The following is a 23,215-nucleotide window of genomic DNA, read 5'->3' as shown; positions in this document are numbered from 1 at the left end:
GGCAGCGGCGCTCGGTCGTGGCGTGGCTCGTCCGGCAGCGGCGCTCGGCACCGTGGCCGCGGCGTCGGGGGTGGTGGTGGTACCCGGCGGCCACCGTGCACCACCACCGCGCCAACACCACACACCGGGGGTCAGGGCATGCGCCACACCAGCGGATTGCCGTCGTAGTCGTTGCCGTCGTAGCGGGCCGCCACCACCGGGGCGTCCGGGGACGTCGCGTCCAGGTCCGCGTTCTCGTACCGCGCGCCGGGGTGGTCGAAGTCGCCGGGGGACAGGCGTGGGGCGCAGCTCGGGATGTCGCCCGTGATGAACGTTCCCGTGGTCTCCCCGTCGCCGACCAGGGCCTCCAGCTTCGGGCCGACCTTGGTGCCGAAGTCGATCCCGGTCAGGTTCTCCACGGTGTAGCGGATGCAGTACGGCGTCAGCCCCTGCGCCCGGTCCCCGAACGCGGTCCGGAACTCGTTCTGGTCCGCCTGCTCGATCGCGGTGACGGTGATCGCCAGCAGACCCTCGTCGATCCCGTCGGAGTAGCTGACCACCGCGCGCTGCCCGACCGTCAGCGAAGTGCCCGGCGGCGTTGTGGGTTCCACGATGGGCGGCGGGGCGCTGCTGCTCGTCGCCGGCGGGGCCGGAGCGTCCGAAGAGGACGATCCACACGCCGAGGCGGTCAGCGCCGCCGCCACCACCGCTGCTGTCCGGAAGAAAGATCCACGCTTCACGCGGGTCATGATGCCGTAGCCGGTCAAGGCGTTCCGCGGTACCTCATCGCGATCTTGCGATCACGGCGGCGCACCTCGCGGAAACCCAGCCGCCGGTCCGGCAGAGCGAGCCGTCGCGCTGCTCCACGCTGAGCGCAGGGCGACTCGCACGTGACCTCCCTAGAACGGCTCGCCCGTCCGGACGTCCACCGCCGAGCCGCGGTCGTTCGTCTCCGACGGCAGCTCCACCGGGCTCGGTGACGGTTCGCTGATCAGCTCCACAATGTAGTGCGTCACGGCGTGGTCCTCCAGGTTGCGGATCCGGTGCGGCGTCAGGGGTCCGCCGCTGCCGACGGTCTTGAACGCCACGTACCCGGCCTCCGCGGTCTGCCGCAGCGTCCAGTCCTCGTCGCCGAGGCGCTGCGCCTCCGCGCGGCCCGGGTCCGGCCAGATGATCAGGTGGTCGTGGTGGTGCTGGTGCCAGTCGTACATCCCGCGCGGCGGGAGCGTCATCGACCACACGCGCACGCGGTCGTTCTCGAACACCAGCGTGTCGCCGGGATTGGGGGTGTAGCTCATCGGACTTCCTTTCAGGCCAGAGCCGGTTCCTCGGTGACGGTCCGGGTCCGCGCCGCGAGCCAGCCGTAGACCGCAGCGACGACGAGGGACAGCGGCAGTGCGCTGATGACGGGCGAATCGCTGCCGGTGATTTCCGTGTAGTGCGCGACGATGACCACCCCGCAGCTCACCAGCGCCACGCACGCGATCGACGGCGCCACCCGCACCGCCCACGTGGACCCGCTGATCCGCCCGCGCGCGGCCGCGGTGACGATGCTCGCCGAGCACGCCGCCATCAGGTAGATGATCGCCAGCGCGGTGATCCCGGAGACCGCGGGGAAGAACGTCGCGATCGGATCGGCGCCCGCCACCGCGAACGGCACCACCACCAGCACGCACACGACCAGCTGCACGGTCCCCGCGGACACCGGCGTCCGCCGCCGGTGGTGCACCCGGCTCAGCGACCGGGGCAGGAACCCGTCGCGCGCCAGGGAGAACATGTACCGCGACGCGATCGCGTGGAAGGACAGCGCCGCGGCGAAGAAGCTGAACGTGATCATCAGGCTCAGCACCGGCCCGGCCCACCCGCCGAGGTAGGCGGTGATCGCCGAGACCAGCAGCGCGCCGGGATCGGCCTGCGCCGCCGCGGCCGCGTCCGGGAACGCCGCCGCGATCGCCCACATGACGAACACGAACGTCACGGCCAGCACGATCAGCGCGGAGTACGTTGCCCGGCCGACGTTCCGCCGCGCCGACCGCGCCTCCTCGCCGTAGATGGCGGCGGCCTCGTACCCGGCGAAGGACAGGATGCAGAACACCACGGCGAGCCCGAAGTTCCCGCCGAACACGGTGCCCGGCGCGAGCACGTCGAACGAGAACCCGCCCGGCCGCCGCACCAGCACCGCGATCGCGAACGCCAGCAGCACCGCGAACTCTGTCACGGCCACGAACACGTTGACCTTGCCCGCGATCGTCACGCCGAAGTAGCCGACGACCCAGGTGGCCGCCACCGCCACCAGCGCGATCACCCACCACGGGACGTCCACCCCGAGGTAGGCGGACAGCCCGGCGTGGCCGAAGTACCCGACGGCCACGGACATCCCGGCCGCCGCGACGTTGTAGGCCAGCGTCGCCACGAGCGCCGACGCGCCGCCCATGCGCCGGCCGAGGCCGAACCCGATGTAGGCGAAGTAGGCGCCCGCGTTGACCACCTGGCGGCTCAGCGCCACGTAGCCCGCGGAGAACACCAGCAGGATCGCCAGCACCAGGACGAGCACGCCGACCGTGCCGGTGCCGGCGCCGAACGCGAGGCTCAGCGAGAGGTTCGAGGCGACCGCGGTCAGCGGTGCGGTCACCGCGATCACCATGAGGATCATGTCGAAGATGCCCACCGCGTTGGGTCGCAACCGGTGGTGGTTTCCGTCTGGGTTCATGAGCACTCCTGGACATCCGGGGTGAATGGCGGTCCCCCCACCACGCCACGGAACAGCGCTCGCGAATGGTCGATACGGTATCGTCGCGTCCGAGCAGCGTACGCCGGGCGCTCCCGGCGTGTCCAGACTCTTGTTGGTCCGCTCCGGACGAGTTACCGTGGTCGAGACGATACCGTCTCGTCCATTTCTCGATTCCTCCCGGAAGGACGGCGTTCATGTCCGTTTCCACGCAATTCCGCGAAATCCCCGCCTGGCCCTCGGCGCCCGCGAGCTATGACGAGGTCGTCGAGCGCGCAAGGGCGCTCCGGCCGCGCATCGCCGAGCTGGGCGTCGAGGTGGACGCACTCGGCGTCGATCCCACCGAGGCGATGCGCCTGCTCGGCGAGGCCGGTCTGCAGCGCGCGAACGTCCCCGTCGAATTCGGCGGTCTGTGGACGGGCGGCACCTTCGCCGGCTGGGACCGGGTGGTCGAGGCGGCGCTGGAGGTGACCGCGGGCGACGGGTCGACCGGCCAGTGCTGGTCGACCACCGCGCTGCAGGCCCGCGAGGTGATGTCCGCGTCGCTGCCCGCGTCGACCAAGCAGGCACTCGCCGACGAGCTGATCTCCGAGGGGCGCCGGATCGTCGCCTCCAACGCCGAAACCGGCGGCACCGGACCGGTCACGGGCCGCCGGGTGGACGGCGGGGTGGTCGTCAACGGCGTGAAGACCTTCAACACCAACAGCGGCGGCGGTGGCCGCGACCTGGCGAACGTCAGCTTCCGCCTCACCGGGCCGGACGGTGCGACCACCCGGCACCACGCGCTGATCCGGCTCGACGCGCCCGGCGTCGAGGTGCACGGCGACTGGGACAACATGGGCCAGCGCGGCACGATCAGCCAGACCATCACCTACGCCGAGGTGTTCGTGCCCGACGGGTGGCACTACGCGGCGCCCGAGTCGGAGGTCGTGTTCGTCGACCTCGTCCTGCCCGGCCACGCGCTGTTGCTGCAGGGGATCGGCGAAGGCGCGTACGCGGCGATGCTGGAGTACCTGCGGGGGCTGAACCGCGCGAGCATGCCGATGTTCGCCTCCGCGATGGAGGACCCGCTGATGCACCGGCAGATCGGCGAGATGGCCGCGGAACTCGCCGCCGGCCGCGCCTACCTGCTGGACACCTGCCGGAAGCTGGCGAACTCCGACGACACGACCGACCTGCGCACCCTGATGACCGAGTTCTTCAAGGTCAAGGTCGTGTGCACCACGGCGGCGCTCGACGTCACGGCACGCGTGCACGACCTCACCGGCGCGCGCAGCACCGCCAACAAGTACCGGCTGGACCGGTTCTGGCGCAACGCCCGCACGTTCGCCAGCCACGACAGCATCGACGCCAAGAACGCGTTCGTCGGCGCCGCCGAGCTGAGCGGCGAGATCCCTGATGCCGGCCGCTACCTGCCGGGGGTGCGCAAGGCATGACGCTGCCGCACCCGTCCGACGTCGCCTTCGCGCGGCCCGCGTCGCACCACATGGCCGACCCTCGCTTGTGGACGGTCCGGCCGGTGCGGGTCCTCGACGACGCCGAGTCGTACCTGAACGTCAAGTACGCGATCCCGGTCGGCTGGCGGCCGCTGACGCTGGACCTGCACGTCCCGCTCGGCGCGACCGGCCCGGTGCCGGTGGTGGTCTACGCGCACGGCGGCAGTTTCCTCGGCGGCGTCAAGGAAATGGGGCCGTGGGCGAGCCTGCCGCGGTACGGGATCGCGGTGGCGTCGGTGGACTACCGGCTCGCCGGCGAGGCGCGGTACCCGGAGCCGGTCGAGGACGTGCTCGCCGCGATCCGGTGGGTCCGCGTCCACGCCCACCGGTACGGGCTGGACCCGGCGCGCGTCGCCGGGTGGGGCAGTTCCGCCGGCGGGTACCTGATGGGGCTGGCCGCGCTCACCGACCGGATCGGACGGCCGGTCGGCGACCACCCGGCGGTGTCCGCGCGGCTGTCCGCGGTGGTGCTGCACTACCCGGTCACCGATTTTTCGACGATCACCGAGGACGCCTTCGAGCCGACGGAGGCCGGTCTGCGGAACATGGTCGACGTCGGGTCGCAGTTCTTCGGGTTCCCGCTGGCTTCGCGGCCCGGCGTGGTGGCCGGGGCGGCGGTGTCCCGCGCGGTGGCGGCGGCGCCGCGGGTGCCGCCGTTCCGGATCAGCCACGGCGACGCCGACCGCCGGTGCGGGCTGGGGCAGAGCAGGCGGCTGCACGAGGCTGTGCTCGCCGCGGGTGGAAAGTCCACTTTGGAGGTCGTGCCGGGCGCGGACCACGCGACGGCGGTGTTCAGCAGCCCGGAGGTGGTTGGCCCGGCGGTCGAGTTCCTCCGCGGCGCGTTCGAGCTGGAAGGAGTGGCGACATGATCGACGGGAGCACGTTGCGGGCGGCGTTCGGCCAGTTCCCGAGCGGGGTGGCGGCGGTGTGCGCGCTGGTCGGCGGTGAACCGGTGGGCATGGCCGCGAGCACGTTCACCGCCGTTTCCCTGGACCCGCCGCTGGTTTCGGTGTGCGTGCGGAAGGAGTCGCGGACCTGGCGGACGTTGCGTGCCGCGCCGGAACTCGGGGTCAGCGTGCTGTCGGCCGGGCAGGGCGGGATCTGCCGCAGCCTGGCGATGCCGGAGGGGGACCGGTTCGCCGGGGTGCCGTGGGTGGCGCGGGGCAGCGCCGTGCTGGTCGAGGACAGCGCCTTGCAGCTCGAATGCCGGCTGACCGGCGAGGTCGACGCCGGGGACCACGTCATCGCGCTGCTCGGGATCACGGCGCTGACGGAATTCCCCGGCGCGGAGCCGGTGGTGTTCCACCGCAGCACGTTCCGGGTGCTGCGGTGAACTACTTGCGGCGCTTCTTCGCCGGCCGCGCGCCGAGGAACGCCAGCGTCGAATCGGTCAGCGTCGCCAGGAACTCGGGCGTGATCTCGGTGCGGCGGACGGTGTAGCGCCAGTAGATCGGGGCGGCGAAGATGTCGAGCGCCAGTTCCCGGTCCACGTCCGGCGGCAGCTCGCCCCGGGCGATCGCGCGGTCCAGCACCGGTTCCGCCTTGGCGCGGCGCGGCTCCTCCAGGTGCTCGGTCATGGCCTTGGCCAGTGCCGGGTTGCGCTTCGCCTCGGCGGTCAGGTCGGGCAGGATCCGGCCGAGGCGCTCGTCGCTGAGCCACTGCACGACCATCTCGAAGGCGCGCTCGATGTCGCCGCGCAGGGAGCCGCTGTCGGGGATGTCGACCAGCGGGACGCTCAGCTGGGAGACCGCGTCGGCCACCATGTCCTGCTTCGACGGCCACCGGCGGTACAGGGAGCTCTTCCCGACCTCCGCCCGCCTGGCCACGCCGTCCATCGAGGTGCGGGCGTAGCCCTTCTCGGCGAGTTCGTCGATCACGACCTCGACGATGGCGTCCGTGAGCTCGACACGCAGCACGGCGGCGCCACTGGGCGCGCGACGGGTCCGGGTCATGTCCCGGACAGTACCAGGAGTGGACGGGACGGCCCCGTCTCGATCGTTGGCGTGGTCAGGATCGCCCTTTTCGCCGGGAGGAGCGGTCGGATGGGTGGACGGCTGGACGGGAGCGACCTGGTGCTGAGCCGGGAGATCGGTGCGCCGGTCGAGGAGGTGCGGGCCGACGTCACCGATCCGGAGCGGACGGCTGGTTCGGCCCGTGGGAGGGCGACGGCGCGCCGGGGCCGGAAGGTTTGGTGCCTCGCTGGGTAGGTTCCCTTTGCTGACCGCAGCGCGGTCGGTGTCAGCTGGGGTCGACGCACCGGAATCGGCCGTGGAGCCGCTGCTGCGAGGGTTCGCCGGGCCTCAGCCGGTTCGCCGCGGGAATCGAAACCCGGCCCGGGCGGCTGTCGCGGAGACGACCCCGGCTGGGTCCGTTCCCGCCGCTGGAGCGCGGCGGGGTGGCGCTTGTGCTGACGGCGCGCCAAAGCCCCGGCGCCGCTACGAAGGCGTGCCCGGCTGCGCCGGCTCCCGCCGCTGGAACGCCGCCCGGTAGGCGTTCGGGCTCGTGCCGACCACCCGCCGGAACCGCTCGCGGAACGCGGTCGGCGAACCGAAACCCACCTGCCCCGCGATGCGGTCCACCGGGTGCCGCGTCGTTTCCAGCAGGTACTGCGCCTGCCGGATGCGCTCACGGTGCAGCCACTGCAGCGGCGTCGTCCCGGTCTGCTCGCGGAAGCGCCGGTTCAGCGACCGCGTGCTCATGCCCGCCCGCGCCGCGATGTCGTTCAGCGTCAGGTCCCGGTCGAGGTGGTCGGTCATCCACCGCAGCACCGGCTCCAGCACCGAACCCCGCGGCGCCGGCGGCTGGTCGTGCACGATGAACTGCGCCTGGCCGCCCTCCCGCTCCAGCGGCATCACCGACAGGCGCGCCGCGTCGGCTGCCACCGCCGAGCCGTGGTCGCGCCGGATGAGGTGCAGGCACAGGTCCATCCCGGCCGCGGCGCCCGCCGAGGTGAGGAACTGGCCGTTGTCCACGTACAGCACGTCCGGGTCGACCTCGATCTCCGGGTGCCGCCGGGCGAGCAGGTCCGCGGCCACCCAGTGCGTCGTCGCGCGCAGGCCGTCGAGCAGGCCGGTCGCGGCGAGGACGAACGCGCCGGCGCAGACCGACGCTATCCGGGTGCCGTCGGCGGCCGCCTTGCGCAGGGCGTCCAGCACGTCCTCCGGCACCGGCACCGTCGGATCGGCGCAGCCGGGCAGGATGATCGTGTCGGCGTCGGCGAGCGCCTCCAGGCCCCACTCGGCCCGGACCGTGAACGTGCCCGCGCTGACCTCTGGCGTCGGGGCGCAGACGCGCACCCGGTAGGCCGGGCGCCCGCCGGGCAGGCGGGTCCTGGTGAAGATCTCGATCGGGGTGGCCAGGTCGAACGGGACCACCTGGTCCAGCGCCAGCACGGCGACCGTGTGCATGGCGACACCGTAGGTCCTCGCCACGTCGCCGCGCCAGGACCGCCCTGGTCAGCGGGTTGGCGAGAATCTTGTGGAAGTTGGCCATCGAGCCAGTTCCGGTGATCACCGGCGGCCGTTACCGTCCCGGGGCGTGACGAAGGTACTGCTCTCCCTCCACGTGCTCGCGGCGCTGGTCGCGATCGGCCCGGTCACCGTCGCGGCCAGCATGTTCCCCGCCGCGACCCGCCGCGCGACCGGCGGCACCGACCACGACCTCGCGGTGCTGCGCACGCTGCACCGCATCTGCCGGGTCTACGCCGCGGTCGGCATCGCGATCCCGGTGTTCGGGTTCGCGACCGCTGGCAGCCTCGGCGTGACGGGCGACGCGTGGGTGATCGTGTCCATCGTGCTGACCGCGATCGCGGCGGCCGTGCTCGTGCTGGTGGTGCTGCCGCGCCAGCAGGGCATCCTGGACGGGATCGCGGAGCAGGCGGAACCGGAGCCACGCGCCCCGGCGCGGCTGGCGATGTACACCGGGATCTTCAACGTCCTGTGGGCCGTAGTCACGGTCCTGATGATCGTCCGCCCCGGCTCGACGACCAGCGCCTAGGTGTACTGCTCGGGGAGGTTGTGAACGCGGGGACGCGTAGTTGGATGATCTTGATATGAGGGAGGACCTCCGGGTTCGGTGTGGATCACCACAATCTGCACCGCACCGCAGGAGGTCCTCGTGTCTCACCGTAACGCGCCGTTGACCCCGACCGGCAGACTGCGTCTGGCCCGGTGTGTCGTGGAGGAGGGGTGGCCGCTGCGGCGGGCGGCGGAGCGGTTCCAGGTGTCGGTGGCCACCGCGAAACGGTGGACCGACCGTTACCGTGACGAGGGTGAGGCCGGCATGGTCGACCGCTCCTCACGTCCGCATCGCAGCCCGCACCGCACCCCGACCCGGACCGAGCGGCGGATCATCAAGGTCCGGGTGGCGCGCCGGTGGGGGCCGGCCCGCATCGCCGCCCTGCTGGGGTTGGCCGCCTCTACGGTGCATCGCGTGCTGACCCGCTACGGCCTGGCCCGTCTGCGGCACCTGGACCGGGCCACCGGGCGGGTGGTGCGCCGCTACGAACGCGCCACACCGGGTGAGCTGGTGCACGTCGACATCAAGAAGCTGGGCAACATCCCCGACGGCGGCGGCCACAAGATCTGCGACCGCGCCACCGGCAACCAGCACCGCAAGGCCACCACCACCGCCCGCTACCCCCACGGCAAACCCCAGATCGGCTACAGCTACCTGCACAACGCCGTGGACGATCACTCCCGGCTGGCTTACGCCGAGATCCTGCCCGACGAGACCCAGACCAGTGCGGTCGCGTTCTGGACCCGGGCCCAGGCGTTCTTCGCCTCCCACGGCATCACCGTGCAGCGAGTGCTGACCGACAACGGCTCCTGCTACCGCTCACGCAACTGGCGCAACACCCTCACCGCCGCCGGCATCCAACACAAACGCACCCGCCCCTACCGCCCCCAAACCAACGGCAAAGTCGAGCGGTTCAACCGCACCCTGCTCGACGAATGGGCCTACGCCCAGCCCTACCACTCAGAAACCGCACGGCGCGCCGCCTTGCCCGGCTTCCTCCACTACTACAACCATCACCGACACCACACCAGCATCGGCGGCCCACCCGCCACCCGCATACCCAACCTCACGGGACAGAACACCTAGGACTTGCCGGAGAGGTACTCCCGCGCCACCTCGCGGGCCTCGTCCAGTGACGCGGTGATCGTGAGGATTCCGTCGAGGCCGGTCATCTCCAGCGGCCGCGTCACGACCGGCGTCGGGCAGACCAGCGCGAGCGCCTGCTCCGCGGAGTGGCACTCGGCGGCGGTCTCGACCAGCACCGCCAGGCCGAGGGAGTCCAGGTGCTCGACCTCGGACAGGTCCAGGATCACGGTGGTGAGCGCGACCGGGCCGGCGCTGTCGCGGGCGTCCTTCACGGCTTCGCGCACGCGGGGCGCCGTGGTGAGGTCGACCTCGCCGACGATGGTGACGATGACTTCGCTGCCCTCGCGCGTCCAGCGGGTGGCGAAGGCCTGCGGCACGGATCTCCTCCATCGTCGGTCAGTTCAGCCCGGACACTCTAACCGCCGTCGCCGGTGGCCCGGTTCCCGGACCACCGGCGACCACCGTCACGCCGGTTCCGTGACGTGCACCGCGTCCAGCGCCGGACCGTCCGGCGTGACCGGGGCGGCGACCGGGACATCCGCCCACAGCACCGTTTCGCCGCGGCGTGGCGTCATGCCCCACCTGGCGGCGATCCCGTCGAGGACCCGCGCCGACGTGCCGAGGTCCCCGCGGGCGGGTGGCTCGGCGGCGATCGTGACGTCGACGCGGATGGTGTCCGCGCCCGCCCAGCCCAGCCGCAACGTGAACGGCTGGCGCGTGGACAGCCAGGCGATGCCGGCGATTTCATCGGTCACCAGCAGCGCGTCGACGACGTGTTCCTCGCCGACGCCCGCGAGCATGACCCGCACCCGCCGCCGGAGGGCCGCCAGTTCGGACGGCCCGTCCACGACGCTGGTGAACCGATCCGGCCGATGCACCATGTCATCCACGATGCATCACCTCCTCCGCTGACTCGTCAACCGGAGGATCATCGGTTTACCCATGGTCACCGACGGTAAACCGGTCCACAGAGGACCGTGCCCGTTCAGTCCAGCGCGTCCGGCAGCCCGAACACCGCGAAGTGCTCACGCGCCACGAACGACGTGATCTCCGCGATCCGCCCGTCCCGCGGCCGGAGCACGTTGATCGACCAGCTCTCGAACGGCCCGCCCGGCGACGAGCGCAGGTACGACGCCACTGCGGGCAACCCGTTGGCCGAAACGATCCGGTGCCGCCACGAGCCGCAGGACGCCAGCGGGTACCGGCGAGCGAAGGACATCGCCGCGTCGATCCCGCGGTACCAGTGCGGCATCGGCGGCATCGACCACGTCACGTCCTCGGTCAGCAGCGCCACCAGCGCGTCCGCGTCGCCCCGCTCCAGGGCGCTGGCGTAGTCCGACGCCAGCGTCCGCACCCGCGCGTCCGACGGCACCGGCTCCCGCGTCGGCACCACGCGCCGGGCCCGTTGCAGCGCCGAGTTCACCGACGCCGCCGAGGTGCCCATCATCGACGCGATCTCGGCCGCCGAGAACCCCAGCACCTCGAACAACACCAGCGCCGCCCGCTGGTTCCCCGGCAGGTGCTGCAACGCGGCCACGAACGCCAGCTCGACCGCCTCCCGCTGCTCGGCCCGCGCGTCCGGCCCCGTCGGGTACGGCCCGAGCCACTCGACGTCCGTCCGCGGCGAGTCACCGGCGACCACGTGCTCGCTGGACGGTCCGAGGTCCATCGGCAACGCCCGCCTGCCGCGCCGCTCCACCGCGTCCAGGCAGGTCCGCGTCGCCACCGTGTACAGCCACGACCGCAGCGACGCGCGCCCCTCGAAGCGCGCCAGCCCCCGCCACGCCCGGAGCAGCGCCTCCTGCAACGCGTCGTCGGCGTCGTGCGCCGACCCCAGCATCCGGTAGCAGTGCGCGTGCAGCTCCCGCCGCAGCGGCTCGACCAGCCGCGTGAACGCCGAGTCGTCCCCGGCGCGCGCCCGCTCCAGGTCAACGGCCAGTTCCGTCACGAGCGATGATTCTGCCCCACACCGGCGGTCACACCTGTGAACCCACTTCCCGAGGAGGATCCGATGTCCCAGATCGCCGGCACACTCCGCGTCCCCGGCGCCGAGCTCTACCACGAGATCCGCGGCCACGGCCCGCTCGTCGTGCTCGTCGGCGCACCCATGGACGCGCGGTCGTTCACCCCGCTCGCCGAGCTGCTCGCCACCGACCACACCGTCCTCACCACCGACCCGCGCGGCATCAACCGCAGCCCGGTCGACGACCCGGACCAGGACTCCACGCCGGAGATGCGCGCCGACGACCTCGCCCGGCTCATCGAGCACGCCGACGCCGGCCCGGCCGTGGTGCTGGGTTCCAGCGGCGGCGCGGTCAGCGTCCTCGCTCTCGCCCAGGCGCGCCCGGACCTGGTCACCACCGTCATCGCGCACGAACCGCCGCTGAGCGACCTGCTCCCGGACGCCGAGCGGATCCGCGCGCAGGGCGAGGAGGTCATCGCGACCCACTTCGGCGGCGACCCGGTCGGCGCCATGCGGAAGTTCCTGGTGATGGCCGGCATCGACCTCCCGGAGCCGGTCTTCCAGCAGTTCTTCGCCCAGGAGCCGAGCCCGCGGGACCGGGCCGACGCGGACTTCCAGTACGCGCACATGTACCGCCCGACCACCCGCTGGATCCCGGACTTCGACGTCCTGCGCACCCGCCCCGTGGTGGTCGGCATCGGCACCGAGTCCGCCGGTCAGCTGTGCGAACGCACGTCGGAGGCGCTGGCGAAGGAGCTGGGCGTCGAACCGGTCCGGTTCCCCGGCGACCACACCGGCTTCGCCGGCGACCCGGCCGCTTTCGCCGCGCGGCTGCGTGACTTCCTGTGACCGGGCGGTCGAAGGTCTCAGGACGGTAAAGGTCTGCACCCGCCACTGGTCTTCCGGCACTGTGGGATCTAGGTTGCCAGGGAACTAATCAAACCTTTGATCTTCTTTCCAATGGCGGGAAGGGATGGCCCATGACGCACACGCCCGAGGCCTCGGCCCGGACGAGCTCGGCGCACGACGGCCGGCAGCTGCGCCGCGTCGTCGGCGCGAGCCTCGTCGGCACGACCATCGAGTGGTACGACTTCTTCATCTACGCCTCGGCCGCGAGCCTGGTGTTCGGCAAGCAGTTCTTCCCCTCGCTGGACGGGACCGCGGCGCTGCTGGCCTCGTTCGCGACGCTCGGGGTGAGCTTCGTGGCGCGGCCGATCGGCGGGATCGTCGCCGGGCACCTCGGTGACCGGGTCGGCCGCAAGGCGGTTCTTGTCGCGACCCTGCTGCTGATGGGGATTTCCACGATCGGTGTCGGGCTGCTGCCCGGCTACGACTCGATCGGTGTCGCCGCGCCGGTGCTGCTCGTCGTGCTGCGGCTGCTGCAGGGCCTGTCCGCGGGCGGTGAGTGGGGCGGCGCGGCGCTGATGTCGGTGGAGCACGCGCCGTCCGGCCGCCGCGGCTACTTCGGCTCGTTCCCGCAGATCGGCGTGCCGATCGGGTTGCTGCTGGCGAACCTGGTGTTCTTCAGCGTGTCCGCCGCGACCACCGACGACCAGTTCGCGCGCTGGGGCTGGCGGATTCCGTTCCTGCTCAGCGTCGTGCTGATCGCGGTCGGCTTCTTCGTGCGGGCCAGGGTCTCGGAGAGCCCGGTGTTCAGCGAGCTGCGCGCCCGCCGCGCCCGCCGGTCGGCGCCGCTGGCCGAGCTGCTGCGCACCAACCGGCGTGAGCTCGTCGTCGCGATCGGGCTGTTCATCGCCAACAACATGGTCGGCTACATCCTGATCGCGTTCATCAACTCCTACGGCACCCGCACGCTCAAGCTGTCCAGCACGACGATGTTGTTCGTGGGCATGGTCGGCGCGGTGTCGTGGGGTGTGTTCACGCTGCTGGCCGGGCACTGGTCGGACGGCTGGGGCAGGCGGAAGACCTACCTCGTCGGCACGCTGGCGATGGGCGCCTGGACGTTCCCGTTCTTCCTGCTGTTCGACACCCGCTCGGTGCCGCTCATGCTGGCCGCGGTGATCGTGCTGGGCTTCGGGCTCGGCCTGACCTACGGCCCGCAGGCAGCGGCTTACAGCGAGCTGTTCCCAGCCGGCATCCGGTACAGCGGGGTGTCCTTCGCCTACGCCTTCGGCGCCATCCTCGGCGGCGGGTTCGCGCCGCTGGTGTCGACCTGGCTCGTCGGGGAGACCGGCACGTCGCTGTCGGTGTCGGGCTACATGCTGGTGGCCTGCCTGGTGACGCTGGCCGCGGTCCTCGCCCTGCGCGAACGTCCCGCCGCCGAGCGGGAGGCGTTCGTCACCGGCGCCGAGTAGTCAGCGGCGCTGCTCGGGCGGGAACTCGGTGTCCACCCGTTCCTGCTCGTGGTAGGAGCGTTCCTCCGCGTAGGACTCGTAAGCGCGGTGGTCGGCGTCCGTCTCCGGGGCGCCGACCAGCGCGCGCGGGTGCAGCCGGTCCTTGAGCACGACGTTGAGCTGCGCGCCGAGCAACGTGATGATGCTCTGCAGGTAGAACCACCAGAGCAGCGTGATGACCGTGGCGAACGTGCCGTAGGTGCTCTGCGCGTTCTGCAGGTAGCGGCTGATGATCAGCGACGAAAGCGTTTGCAGGACCCAGAACAGCACGCCGGAGAGCACCGCGCCGGGCAGCACGTCCCGGGTGGAGATGTCGCGGTCGGTGAGGATCCGGAACGCGGCGACGAACAATGCGATGTCCAGGACGATCGCGACGGCGTAGCCCAGGATCCGGCCCAGCCACCCCAGGTTCAGCAGGTCCGTGCCGCTGGAGACGAACCCGCTTATGAGCGTGCTCACCACCAGGCCGAGCCCGATCGTCACCAGCACGAGCACGCTGCGGCCGATCTGCTCGGGCAGGCTAGGGCGCGCGTGGAACGGCAGCTCCCACACCGAGTTGAACGCGGTCTGGGTGGCGCGCACGACCGCGATCCCGCTCCACAGCGCGGTCACCAGCCCGAGGACCAGCGCCCACACCGAGCCGCCGAAGCCCTGCATGGTGGCGGGGTCCAGCAACGGGAACATCGAGCCGACGTGTCCGAGGACGTCGCCCTTCAGGTCGTCCGGCACGAAGAACCCGAGCAGGGTGATCAGGACGAGGAACAGCGGGAAGATCGAGAAGAACGCCCAGAACGCGATCATGCTAGCCAGGTTCGTGGACTGGTCCTCGACGAACTTCTTCACCACGGCGACCGGCACGGAGAGCGCGGTGTGCTGCTGCTGTACCGCGTCCGCGCGGTCGAGGCCGGCCTTCGCCTTGCTGACAACGCTTTCCCTGTTGTGCTCGCTCACGGTTGCACTCCCACCGTCGGCGTCTGCGCGATGGCGGTGAGCTACCCCGTGGAGCGGCGGGTCAACCGGCCTTCGTCAGATGCGCCTCGCCGAGCGTGGCGCGCAGCACCGCGCGGTGGGTCGGCTTCGCCTCCTCGTAGCGGCGCCGCCCGGCGTCGGTGAGCGAGACGAAGATGCCGCGCCGGTCCTGCTCGCACATCGCGCGCTCGACCAGGCCCTCCTTCTCCAGGCGGGCGACCAGGCGCGAGGTGGCGCTCTGGCTCAGGTGCACCGCCTCCAGGAGGTCGGCGGAGCGGCACTTGAAGTCGCAGGTCGCGAGCCGTTCGAGGGCCTCGAACTCACTGACCCCGATGCCGTGCGCGTCCTGCAGGCGGCATTCCAGCTCGCCGAAGACGGTCGCGTGCAGGGCCAGCAGCTCGTGCCACTGCTGCACCAGCCGGCCTTCGGCGACATCACCCATGGCGACACCTTAGCATGCACGGGAATTTGATGCAAAGACATTAAATCCCCTTGCATTAGATGCGCGCGCATGTAATCTGGCTGCCATGACTTCTCCTGCGCACCTGTCCACCACATCGACGCGGTGGGACGCACGGCTGTGGGCCGTGCTGCTCACCGTGTCAACGGTCGTGGGCCTGGACGCCCTCGACGTCTCGATGGTCGGCGTCGCGCTGCCGTCCATCCAGGCTGATCTCGGCCTGTCCACCAGCGCGCTGCAGTGGGTCGTGAGCGGGTACGTGCTCGGTTACGGCGGACTGCTCCTGCTCGGCGGCCGCACGGCGGACCTGCTCGGGCGGCGGCGGGTGTTCCTCGTCGCGGTGGCCGTGTTCGCGGTCGCGTCGCTGCTCGGCGGTCTCGTCGACAACGGCGCGCTGCTCATCGCGAGCCGCTTCATCAAGGGCCTGGCGGCGGCCTTCACCGCGCCGGCCGCGCTGTCGATCATCACCACGACGTTCCAGGAGGGCCCGGCCCGCAACCGCGCGATCAGCATCTTCGCCGTGTTCGGCGCCAGCGGGTATTCGGCGGGCCTGGTGTTCTCCGGGCTGCTGACCGAGGTCGGCTGGCGGTGGACGTTCCTGCTGCCGGTGCCGATCGCGTTGATCGCGCTGGTGTCGGCGATCAAGGTCGTCCCGGCCTACGAGCGGGACCACTCGGCGGGCGGCTACGACCTGCCCGGCGCGATCACCGGTGCCGCCGGGTCGCTGCTGCTGGTGTTCGGTGTCGTCGAGGCGCCGGAGGCCGGGTGGGCCTCGCCGCAGACGTTGATCACCTTCGTCGTCGCGGCGGCGCTGCTGACCGCGTTCGTGCTGATCGAAAAGCGCAGCAGCCACCCGTTGCTGCGGCTGGGCATCCTGCGCTCCGGGCCGCTGGCGCGGGCGAACCTGGGGGCGGCGCTGTTCTTCGGGGCCTACATCGGGTTCCAGTTCGTGGTGATGCTGTACCTGCAGGACGTGCTGGGGTGGTCGGCGCTGGAGACCGCGCTCGGGTTCCTGCCTGCCGCGCTGATCGTCGCGTTCGGTTCGCCGCGGATCGAGCCGCTGATCGACCGGGTCGGCACGTCGCGCACGATCCTCGGTGGCGTGCTGGCGCACGTGCTCGCGTACGTGCTGTTCCTGCGCGTCGACGAGCACTCGGGGTACGCCGGTTCGGTGCTGCCGAGCATGATCCTGCTCGGCATCGGCTTCACCCTGGCCTTCTCGTCCCTGAACATCCAGGCGACGACCGGCATCAGCGACAACGAGCAGGGACTCGCCGGTGGCCTGCTGAACACGTCGCTGCAGGTCGGCGGCGCGATCGGCCTGGCGATCGTGACGGCGGTGCTGACGGGCAGCGGTGAGGGCGACCTGCTGACCGGCCTGACCCCGGCGCTGGCGGTCATCACCGGCATCGCGGCGCTCGGACTGCTGATCGCGCTGTCCGGCGTGGTGCGCCTGCGGCGGGCGCCGGAACCGGAACTCGCCCGGGTCTGATCGCGGGGGTGGTGGGGCCCGTCCTCGGGGGGACGGGCCCCTACTCGCGTGACAGCCGGTCGACGCGGCGCAGCGCGTCCGGCAGGCGGTGCGGACCGGCCATCGTCCGGACGATCCGCGCGGCCTCGTCCGGCGCGAGGCCGATCGCGGTGACGTGAAGGGGCCGGACCGCCTTGCCGCGCAGCACCGGAATGGCGTGCGTGGCGGTGCGGAAGGCCGTCTTGGCGACCCCGATCACCGGGACGCCGAACTCCTCGTGCGCGTGGGCGCCGAGCCCGGGGCGGCCGTCCGGGTCGAGGTGCACGTACCCGTCGACGACGAGCAGGTCCACCGGCCCCGCGCGGCGCAGCACCGCGCGCATCGCCGGCAGCTCCCGCAGGTAGAAGGCGCCCGGCCGGTACGGCTCGACCTCGTCCAGCCGCGCCACGTGCTCCCCGGTGATCTCGGCGAAGGCGGGCCCGGCGGCGAGCACCAACGCCGCGTTGGCGCCGCCCGCGTCCGGGTAGTGCACGTCGACCGCCGCGCATCGGGTGTGCCGCATGCCTCCATACTGGTCCCGTGCTTCCCGTCGAACCGATCCGCCTCCTGCTCAACGAGTGGGATCCGATCGGTGTGGCGGATTCCGTTGACGACGAGTACGACTGCCTGGTCTGGCCGTTGCTCTCCCGGCTGCGCGCGGGCGCCGGCGTGGACGGGATCCGGGAGTACCTGCGCCACGAGATGTCCGACCACTTCGGACTGAGCGCCGACGTGGACGCCATCGCCGAGCGGCTCGTGTCCTGGTGGCGCAGCCGGTAGACCGGGCGCGTCTTCGCAGGCTTCTTCCCGATGATCACGGTCGCCTAAGCTGCCGCGATGGAGGAACCCATCCAGTCGGCGGTGCCGCGGCCCGGGCTGAGCCCGGCCGAGCTGGCACAGGACCTGCTGTCCCGCATCGAGACCGGCAACCGCTACGCGCGGGTCCGCAAGAACCGCTTCCGCCGCCGGTCCGCGCTCGTCCGGGTCGCGACGCTCGTCTTGTCCGGCGCGTCCACGATCATCCTCGGCCTGCAGGACCTGGACTTCTGGGCCGGCCTCGGCTTCGCGCTCGTCGCGCTGGTGACCGTGGTCAACACCCTCGAACCGTTCTTCGCTTGGCGCTCGCTCTGGGTTCTCATGGAGGAGACGCAGTACCGCTTCTACCGGCTGCGCGACGACCTCACCTACTACCTGGCCGAGACCCCGCCCGAGCAGGTGGACCGCGAGGTGATCCGCCGCATGTTCGGCGAGTACCAGGGGATCTGGGACTCGCTCGGCGAGCGCTGGCTGAGCCACCGCCGTCCCGGCGAAGGCCCCTGAAACCCCGCCCCGCCACCCCTGAAACCGGCCTGAAGCCCTCCTGAAGCCGCCTCCTCCGAAGCTCGTCACCAGCAACGGAACAGCACACGGAGGAGGGGGCTTTGACCACCACCACGACCACCCCGGCCATCGAGGTCGCCGGGCTGCGCAAGGCGTTCGGGGACAAGGTCGTGCTCGGCGGGATCGATCTGCGCATCCCGGCCGGCTCGATCTTCGCCCTGCTCGGGCCCAACGGCGCGGGCAAGACGACCATGGTCCAGATCCTGTCGACCTACCTGCGGGCCGACTCCGGCAGCGCCCGCATCGCCGGGCACGACGTCGCCGCGGAGGCCGACCGCGTTCGCGCCGCCATCGGCGTCACCGGCCAGTTCTCCGCCGTCGACAACAAGCTGACCGCCGAGGAGAACCTCTGGCTGATGGCGGACCTGCACCACCTGCCCAAGGCCGAGGGCCGCCGCAGGGCGGCCGAGCTGCTCGAACGCTTTGACCTGGTCGAGGCGCGCAAGAAGCTCGCCGCGGTCTACTCGGGCGGCATGCGGCGCCGCCTTGACCTCGCGATGAGCCTGGTCGGCGAGCCGCGCATCATCTTCCTCGACGAGCCGACCACCGGCCTCGACCCGCGCAGCCGCCACACCATGTGGGAGATCATCCGCGACCTCGTCGCCCGCGGCGTCACCGTCTTCCTCACCACCCAGTACCTGGAGGAGGCCGACGAGCTGGCCGACCGCATCGCCGTGCTCGACCACGGGGTGTTCGTCGCCGAGGGCAGCCCGGCCGAGCTCAAGCGCCGCATCCCCGGCGGGCACGTCGAGCTCCGCTTCGCCGACGACCGCGCACTCGACCTGGCCGCCCGCACGTTCGGCGAGGTCACCCGCGACGACGAGGCCCGGACCCTGCAGATCCCCAGCGACGGCGGCGTCCGCTCGCTGCGCGCGCTGCTCGACCGCATGGACCACGCCGGCATCGAGCCCGAGGGCCTGTCGGTGCACACCCCCGACCTCGACGACGTCTTCTTCGCCCTGACCGGACACCCCACCGAAGAGAAGGTCTCCCGCTGATGTTCACCGACTCCGCCACCATGCTGCGGCGCAACCTGCGCCACGCGATGCGCTACCCGTCCATGACCGCGAGCGTCGTCGCCGTCCCGATCATGATGCTGCTGCTGTTCAACTACGTCTTCGGCGGCGCGATCGGCAACGGCATCGCGGGCGCGCCGGCCGGCGGCGACTACCTCGGCTACCTCGTGCCCGGCATCCTGCTGCTCACCATCGGCTCGGCCTCGATGCCGGTCGCCGTCGCGATCTGCACCGACCTGACCGAAGGCATCGTCGCCCGGTTCCGCACCATGGCGATCGCCCGCGCGTCCGTCCTCACCGGACACGTCATCGGCAACGTCATCCAGACCGTGGTGAACCTCGTGATCGTCCTCGCGGTGGCCGTCGCGATGGGGTTCCGCACCTCGGCCGGCTTCGGCGACTGGCTGCTCGCGGCCGCCGTCCTGCTGCTGCTCACGCTCGGACTGAGCTGGTTCTCCGCCGCGCTCGGCCAGGTCTCCAAGACCCCGGAGGGCGCCAGCAACGTGGTGCTGCCGATGACCTTCCTGCTGCCGTTCCTGTCCAGCGCGTTCGTGCCGCTGGACTCGATGCCCGCCGGCATCCGCTGGTTCGCCGAGTACCAGCCGTTCACCGCCGTCATCGAAACCCTGCGCGGCCTGCTCGCCGGCACGCCGATCGGCTGGTACGGCTGGGGCGCCATCGGCTGGGGCGCGGGGATCACCGTCCTCGGCTACTTCTGGTCCAAGCGCCTGTTCAACCGGGAACCGACCCGCTGAGCAGGTCCAGCGCCGCCAGGCGCAGCTCGTCCGGCCCGAGGCCGGCGTACTCCGACACCGCGTCGGCGTACGCCGGCCCGTCGGCTTTCTCGGCGGCGGCCCGGAACCCGGCCGGTGTCATCGTGGGCTGGAAGTTGCGCAGGAACCCGAGCCGCTCGGCCAGCGCCACCAGCCGCACCCCGGTGCGGTCCCCGCGGTCGAGTGCGAGCACCCCGAGCGCGAGCAGGACGGTGCCGCGCACCGGCATCCCGATCAGGTAGGCGGGCACCTTCGCCGCACTCTCGCTGAACAACGGCGGCGCCAGCGGAGGGAGCTCGGCGACCAGGTCGGCGACCAGTCCGAGCCTGCCGTGCTGCGCGTGCGCGATCACGGTGACGCAGAGCAGCTCCAGCGACCACGCGTCCAGACCGGGCGCCTCCGGCAGGGGGAGCACGCCACTGTCCCGCTGACGGGCCACCGCCTGCCGCCACAGCGCGAGCCCCTGGTCGATTTCGTTGCGCGCCAAGGCGATCTCGGCGCGCACCCCCAGGTCGAACGTGATGACGTCGAACCGGTCCTCGCCGCCGCCCGGGCTCGTCTTCGCCAGCCAGCGTTCGGCCTCGTCGACCGCGCCGCTCTGCAGGGCGGCGAGCATGAGCCCCCACCGGATGCCGATCGTGTCGGGCCACGGCGCGAGCTCAGCCAGCACCCGCATCGCGACCAGCAGGTGCCGGGCGGCTTCGTCCGGTTCGCCGCGCTGCAGGTACAGCTCGCCGAGCCGGGCGCGGGCCATCAACCGGACCCACGGCAGACCGGAATCGCCCGCCGCGTCCAGCAACCGCACCGCCGAGGCGAGTGCCTGCTCGCCGTCGCCCGCGGTCTCCCACCAGTAGCTGTGCACGGCGTGCGCGACGAACGCGAGCAGCGGCTGATCGCTGTCGCCCAGGGCGCCGAGTTCGCGGGGATCGATCTTGGGGAGCGTGGACAGGACGGTGGACAGCGCCCGGACCAGCGTCGTCGGCGGCGCTTCGGGCAGCCGCCGCAGGACGACCAGCGACCGCACCGCGCGCGGACCCTGGAGCATGAAGGTCGTGGTGGCGCACATGGTCGCGGCCGTGCGGGTCACCTCGACGAACTCCGGTTTCGGGTGGAAGTGCGCGAGCACCGCCGGGACGTCCGTGGTGAGCGCGGCCATGCGCGAGTAGTTGGAGTCGGCCGTCCACAGCGCGCCCAGCGCCGCCGCCGTGGCCGCGACGGTCGCGCCGTCCGCCCGCTCGATGCCCAGCCGCATCGCCGTCAGGAGGTTGTCCTGCTCGACGCGGATCCGCTCGCTCGCCGTGTACGGGTCGGGACCGAACACCGGTTCGTGGTGGGCCAGGCCGAAATCCTGTGCCCACGCCAGGAAATCCTCGGTGGCGCGCGCGGTTCCGCCGGCTTCGTCGAGGCGGGCGGCGCTGAACTCGCGCACCGTCTCCAGCATCCGGAACCTCGCGCCGACGGGAGTGTCGACGACCTTCAGCAGGGACTGACCGGACAGCTCCTCCAGCACGTCGAGCGTGTCGCGGCTGCCGAGCAGGTGGCGCGCGGCGTCCTCGGTGAACCCGCCGGGGAACACCGACAACGCCTGCATCGCCGCCTGCGCGTGCTCGTCGAGGAGGTTCCAACTCCAGTCCACGACGGCCTGCAGCGTCCGGTGCCGCTGGGGCGCGTCGCGCGGGCCGCCGCGCAGCAGCGCGAACCGGTCGGTGAGGCGCCGCGCGATCTCCGCGACCGACAGCACGCGCACCCGCGCCGCCGCGAGTTCCACCGCCAGCGGCAGCCCGTCGAGGTGGCGGCACAGCGCGGCCACGGTGTCCGCGGGCAGGTCGACGTCCGGCCGCGCGGCCCGTGCGCGCTGGACGAACAGCTCGATCGTCGTGTCGAGGTCCAGTTCCGGCAGCGGGTACACCGACTCCGACGACAGGCCGAGCGGCGCGCGGCTGGTGACGAGCACACGCAGGTCCCGCGTCATCGACACCAGGGCCCGGACCAGCTCCGCGACCCCGTCGAGGACGTGCTCGCAGTTGTCCAGCACCAGCAGCGCCGGTGCGGCGCCGAGGACTTCGGCGATGCCGGTCAGGTCGTCGGGCGGCGGCGGACTCGGGGTGCGGCGCGCCTCGCCGACGGCGAGCGCGGTCGCGACGTGCCCGGCCACGTCCGCGTCGGCGCGGACACCGGCCAGCCCGACGAAGTGGACCAGCGGCTGTTCGGCGTCCCGGCCGATCGAATGCGCGAGGCGGGTCTTGCCCAGCCCGCCGGGACCGACGATCGAGGTGACCCGGGACCGGCGCAGCAGCTGCGTGACCGCCGCGATGTCGTCCGCGCGGCCCAGCAGCGGGTTGGGCTCGTGCGGGATGCCGTGGCGGACCGCAGGCCGCTCCCCGGCGAGCGTTTCCCGTTGCCACGCCTGGAGTTCCGGGCCGGGATCGGTGCCGAGCTGGTCCCGCAGCTCGCGGCGGTAGGACTCGAACCGGGCCAGCGCCGCGGACGGCCCGGCGGTCGCGGACTCCGAGCGCAGCAGCTCCAGCAGGACTTCCTCGTCACGCGGCCGGTCCGCCGCCGCGGCGGTGAGCGGTTCGACCGCCTTTGCATGGCGGCCGAGCCGGGACAGCGCCAGCCCGCGAGCGCGCACGAGGAAGCGGTGGGCGGAGAGGCGTTCGCGGCGCAAGGTGGACAGCGGGTCCAGCGCGTCGTCGGCGGTGCCATCCCAGAGCGCGAGCCCGGCGTCGGCCTCGGCGAGCGCGGTCGCGGGATCGTCCGCGCGGGCCGCGGACGCGTGCTGGAGCAGCGCGGCGGCGTCGACCTGAGCGGGTTCGAGCGTGAGGCGGTACCCGGTCGGCGTGCTGGCGATGAGGTCGGGGCCGAGCTGCGAGCGGGCGCGCGAAACCAGGATCTGCAGCGCCTTCACCGGGTTCTCCGGCTGCTCGTCCGGCCACAGCCCGTCCACGAGCCGGCCCGTGCCGCAGCCGGTGGTGAGGTCGGCGGCGAGCAGCGCGAGGAGGTCCCGCAGCCGGGGCGCGGTGATCTCCCGGCCGCGGCAGGTCACCCGCGGCAGCAGGGTCAGTTCGACGGTCACCGGGCCGGCTTGCCGGATCCGCGGGGCGTCTTCTCCTGGCTGAGCGCGACCCACCGCAGCTTCTCCTGCTCCCGGCGCGGCAGCCCGGAGACGACCAGGTCGTAGGAGTCCTCGACCATCTCCCGAACCAGGTCCTCGGGGACGCCGCCGTCCAGCACGACGGTGTTCCAGTGCCGCTTGTTCAGGTGGTACCCGGCGGTGATCTCCGGGTGGTCGCGGCGCAGCTGCACCGCGAGGTCCGGATCGCACTTGAGGCTGACCCGCAGCGGCTTCGACTCGAGCGGGCTGAGGGCGAACATCTTGCCCGCGACCTTGAACACGCTGTTGGCCTCGCCGAACGGGAACTCCTCGCGGGCCCCCGGCAGCGACAGGCACAGTCGTTTGAGTTCGCCTGGCGTCATGGGTTCA

General features: G+C 71.9%; 26 protein-coding genes. 13 read left to right on the top strand and 13 right to left on the bottom strand.

Annotation, left to right across the window (positions count from 1 at the left end; genetic code table 11):
• Window positions 1–131: 131 nt before the first annotated feature.
• The 3 genes from AMY39116_RS0333970 to AMY39116_RS0333955 form a co-directional block, all read right to left on the bottom strand.
• A complete protein-coding gene (locus AMY39116_RS0333970) occupies window positions 132–719 on the bottom strand; it encodes a hypothetical protein (protein WP_235716266.1) in 588 nt (195 codons plus the stop codon).
• Between the two features lie 159 nt (window positions 720–878).
• On the bottom strand, window positions 879–1,277 hold the full coding sequence (locus AMY39116_RS0333960) for a hypothetical protein (protein WP_020422050.1): 399 nt from the start codon (window positions 1,275–1,277) through the stop codon (window positions 879–881).
• Between the two features lie 11 nt (window positions 1,278–1,288).
• Window positions 1,289–2,689 (bottom strand): APC family permease, encoded by a 1,401-nt coding sequence (locus AMY39116_RS0333955; protein WP_027936463.1) that lies wholly within the window; start codon window positions 2,687–2,689, stop codon window positions 1,289–1,291.
• Window positions 2,690–2,904: 215 nt separating this feature from the next.
• On the opposite strand from AMY39116_RS0333955, the gene AMY39116_RS0333950 reads away from it, so the two are divergent.
• The 3 genes from AMY39116_RS0333950 to AMY39116_RS0333940 are packed head-to-tail and all read left to right on the top strand — an operon-like array spanning window position 2,905 to window position 5,536.
• Window positions 2,905–4,143 carry an acyl-CoA dehydrogenase family protein gene (locus AMY39116_RS0333950; RefSeq protein ID WP_020422048.1) on the top strand — a complete coding sequence of 413 codons (1,239 nt, stop codon included), beginning with the start codon at window positions 2,905–2,907 and terminating at the stop codon, window positions 4,141–4,143.
• Entirely contained in the window at window positions 4,140–5,072 is a 933-nt protein-coding gene (locus AMY39116_RS0333945) for an alpha/beta hydrolase (RefSeq protein ID WP_020422047.1), read from the top strand. Before AMY39116_RS0333950 ends, AMY39116_RS0333945 begins: the two co-directional genes overlap by 4 nt.
• Window positions 5,069–5,536: a flavin reductase family protein gene (locus AMY39116_RS0333940; protein ID WP_020422046.1), complete on the top strand. Its 468-nt coding sequence runs from the start codon at window positions 5,069–5,071 to the stop codon at window positions 5,534–5,536. The genes AMY39116_RS0333945 and AMY39116_RS0333940 overlap by 4 nt, the downstream gene beginning before the upstream one ends.
• A gap of 1 nt (window position 5,537) precedes the next feature.
• On the opposite strand, the gene AMY39116_RS0333935 is transcribed toward AMY39116_RS0333940, so the two are convergent.
• The gene (locus tag AMY39116_RS0333935) at window positions 5,538–6,155 is read right to left on the bottom strand and encodes a TetR/AcrR family transcriptional regulator (RefSeq protein WP_027936461.1); all 618 of its coding nucleotides are present in this window, start codon (window positions 6,153–6,155) and stop codon (window positions 5,538–5,540) included.
• Window positions 6,156–6,245: 90 nt separating this feature from the next.
• Here AMY39116_RS0333935 and AMY39116_RS0333930 point away from each other — a divergent pair, with 90 nt between their 5' ends.
• Window positions 6,246–6,410 (top strand): hypothetical protein, encoded by a 165-nt coding sequence (locus AMY39116_RS0333930; RefSeq protein ID WP_157358783.1) that lies wholly within the window; start codon window positions 6,246–6,248, stop codon window positions 6,408–6,410.
• A gap of 228 nt (window positions 6,411–6,638) precedes the next feature.
• Here AMY39116_RS0333930 and AMY39116_RS0333925 read toward each other — a convergent pair whose 3' ends face one another.
• Complete coding sequence (locus AMY39116_RS0333925) at window positions 6,639–7,610, bottom strand: GlxA family transcriptional regulator (RefSeq protein ID WP_020422043.1); 972 nt, start codon at window positions 7,608–7,610, stop codon at window positions 6,639–6,641.
• A gap of 130 nt (window positions 7,611–7,740) precedes the next feature.
• Here AMY39116_RS0333925 and AMY39116_RS0333920 point away from each other — a divergent pair, with 130 nt between their 5' ends.
• Both AMY39116_RS0333920 and AMY39116_RS0333915 read left to right on the top strand, forming a co-directional pair.
• Window positions 7,741–8,199 carry a DUF2269 family protein gene (locus AMY39116_RS0333920; protein WP_017984222.1) on the top strand — a complete coding sequence of 153 codons (459 nt, stop codon included), beginning with the start codon at window positions 7,741–7,743 and terminating at the stop codon, window positions 8,197–8,199.
• Window positions 8,200–8,319: 120 nt separating this feature from the next.
• Window positions 8,320–9,306, top strand: coding sequence for an IS481 family transposase (locus AMY39116_RS0333915; RefSeq protein WP_027936460.1), 987 nt, complete (start codon window positions 8,320–8,322; stop codon window positions 9,304–9,306).
• Here AMY39116_RS0333915 and AMY39116_RS44085 read toward each other — a convergent pair.
• From AMY39116_RS44085 to AMY39116_RS0333900, 3 genes are all read right to left on the bottom strand, one after another.
• Window positions 9,303–9,683 carry an STAS domain-containing protein gene (locus AMY39116_RS44085; RefSeq protein WP_020422041.1) on the bottom strand — a complete coding sequence of 127 codons (381 nt, stop codon included), beginning with the start codon at window positions 9,681–9,683 and terminating at the stop codon, window positions 9,303–9,305. The genes AMY39116_RS0333915 and AMY39116_RS44085 overlap by 4 nt on opposite strands.
• An 87-nt stretch (window positions 9,684–9,770) precedes the next feature.
• Window positions 9,771–10,187: a hypothetical protein gene (locus tag AMY39116_RS0333905; RefSeq protein WP_020422040.1), complete on the bottom strand. Its 417-nt coding sequence runs from the start codon at window positions 10,185–10,187 to the stop codon at window positions 9,771–9,773.
• A gap of 104 nt (window positions 10,188–10,291) precedes the next feature.
• Complete coding sequence (locus tag AMY39116_RS0333900) at window positions 10,292–11,254, bottom strand: sigma-70 family RNA polymerase sigma factor (RefSeq protein WP_020422039.1); 963 nt, start codon at window positions 11,252–11,254, stop codon at window positions 10,292–10,294.
• A gap of 63 nt (window positions 11,255–11,317) precedes the next feature.
• Between AMY39116_RS0333900 and AMY39116_RS0333895 the strand changes: the two genes are divergently transcribed.
• Together AMY39116_RS0333895 and AMY39116_RS0333890 are read left to right on the top strand one after the other, a co-directional pair.
• Window positions 11,318–12,118, top strand: a complete 801-nt coding sequence (locus AMY39116_RS0333895; RefSeq protein WP_020422038.1) for an alpha/beta fold hydrolase — start codon at window positions 11,318–11,320, stop codon at window positions 12,116–12,118.
• A gap of 131 nt (window positions 12,119–12,249) precedes the next feature.
• Window positions 12,250–13,584 carry an MFS transporter gene (locus AMY39116_RS0333890; protein ID WP_020422037.1) on the top strand — a complete coding sequence of 445 codons (1,335 nt, stop codon included), beginning with the start codon at window positions 12,250–12,252 and terminating at the stop codon, window positions 13,582–13,584.
• Here the strand turns inward: AMY39116_RS0333890 and AMY39116_RS0333885 are convergent, their stop codons facing one another.
• Both AMY39116_RS0333885 and AMY39116_RS0333880 read right to left on the bottom strand, forming a co-directional pair.
• On the bottom strand, window positions 13,585–14,574 hold the full coding sequence (locus AMY39116_RS0333885) for a YihY/virulence factor BrkB family protein (RefSeq protein WP_020422036.1): 990 nt from the start codon (window positions 14,572–14,574) through the stop codon (window positions 13,585–13,587). It lies immediately after the preceding gene.
• Window positions 14,575–14,635: 61 nt separating this feature from the next.
• Complete coding sequence (locus AMY39116_RS0333880) at window positions 14,636–15,034, bottom strand: MarR family winged helix-turn-helix transcriptional regulator (protein ID WP_020422035.1); 399 nt, start codon at window positions 15,032–15,034, stop codon at window positions 14,636–14,638.
• A gap of 85 nt (window positions 15,035–15,119) precedes the next feature.
• Between AMY39116_RS0333880 and AMY39116_RS0333875 the strand changes: the two genes are divergently transcribed.
• The gene (locus tag AMY39116_RS0333875) at window positions 15,120–16,544 is read left to right on the top strand and encodes an MFS transporter (protein ID WP_027936459.1); all 1,425 of its coding nucleotides are present in this window, start codon (window positions 15,120–15,122) and stop codon (window positions 16,542–16,544) included.
• A 40-nt stretch (window positions 16,545–16,584) separates the two neighbouring features.
• Here AMY39116_RS0333875 and AMY39116_RS0333870 read toward each other — a convergent pair whose 3' ends face one another.
• Window positions 16,585–17,085: an endonuclease V gene (locus AMY39116_RS0333870; RefSeq protein WP_020422033.1), complete on the bottom strand. Its 501-nt coding sequence runs from the start codon at window positions 17,083–17,085 to the stop codon at window positions 16,585–16,587.
• A gap of 17 nt (window positions 17,086–17,102) precedes the next feature.
• Between AMY39116_RS0333870 and AMY39116_RS0333865 the strand changes: the two genes are divergently transcribed.
• From AMY39116_RS0333865 to AMY39116_RS0333850, 4 genes are all read left to right on the top strand, one after another.
• Window positions 17,103–17,342, top strand: coding sequence for a hypothetical protein (locus AMY39116_RS0333865; protein ID WP_020422032.1), 240 nt, complete (start codon window positions 17,103–17,105; stop codon window positions 17,340–17,342).
• A gap of 57 nt (window positions 17,343–17,399) precedes the next feature.
• Window positions 17,400–17,882, top strand: a complete 483-nt coding sequence (locus AMY39116_RS0333860; RefSeq protein WP_020422031.1) for an SLATT domain-containing protein — start codon at window positions 17,400–17,402, stop codon at window positions 17,880–17,882.
• A 101-nt stretch (window positions 17,883–17,983) separates the two neighbouring features.
• The gene (locus AMY39116_RS0333855; protein WP_020422030.1) at window positions 17,984–18,940 is read left to right on the top strand and encodes a daunorubicin resistance protein DrrA family ABC transporter ATP-binding protein; all 957 of its coding nucleotides are present in this window, start codon (window positions 17,984–17,986) and stop codon (window positions 18,938–18,940) included.
• Complete coding sequence (locus AMY39116_RS0333850) at window positions 18,940–19,713, top strand: ABC transporter permease (protein WP_020422029.1); 774 nt, start codon at window positions 18,940–18,942, stop codon at window positions 19,711–19,713. Before AMY39116_RS0333855 ends, AMY39116_RS0333850 begins: the two co-directional genes overlap by 1 nt.
• On the opposite strand, the gene AMY39116_RS0333845 is transcribed toward AMY39116_RS0333850, so the two are convergent.
• A complete protein-coding gene (locus AMY39116_RS0333845) occupies window positions 19,691–22,807 on the bottom strand; it encodes a BTAD domain-containing putative transcriptional regulator (protein ID WP_020422028.1) in 3,117 nt (1,038 codons plus the stop codon). The genes AMY39116_RS0333850 and AMY39116_RS0333845 overlap by 23 nt on opposite strands.
• Window positions 22,804–23,208: an MmcQ/YjbR family DNA-binding protein gene (locus tag AMY39116_RS0333840; RefSeq protein WP_020422027.1), complete on the bottom strand. Its 405-nt coding sequence runs from the start codon at window positions 23,206–23,208 to the stop codon at window positions 22,804–22,806. Before AMY39116_RS0333840 ends, AMY39116_RS0333845 begins: the two co-directional genes overlap by 4 nt.
• Window positions 23,209–23,215: the final 7 nt, after the last annotated feature.

Origin of the sequence: Amycolatopsis sp. ATCC 39116 (assembly GCF_000231075.2) — a bacterium.
Taxonomy (GTDB): Bacteria; Actinomycetota; Actinomycetes; order Mycobacteriales; family Pseudonocardiaceae; genus Amycolatopsis_E; species Amycolatopsis_E tucumanensis.
The sequence above is the reverse complement of the archived record's forward strand: the minus strand, read 5'-3'. Positions and strand labels throughout refer to the sequence as shown.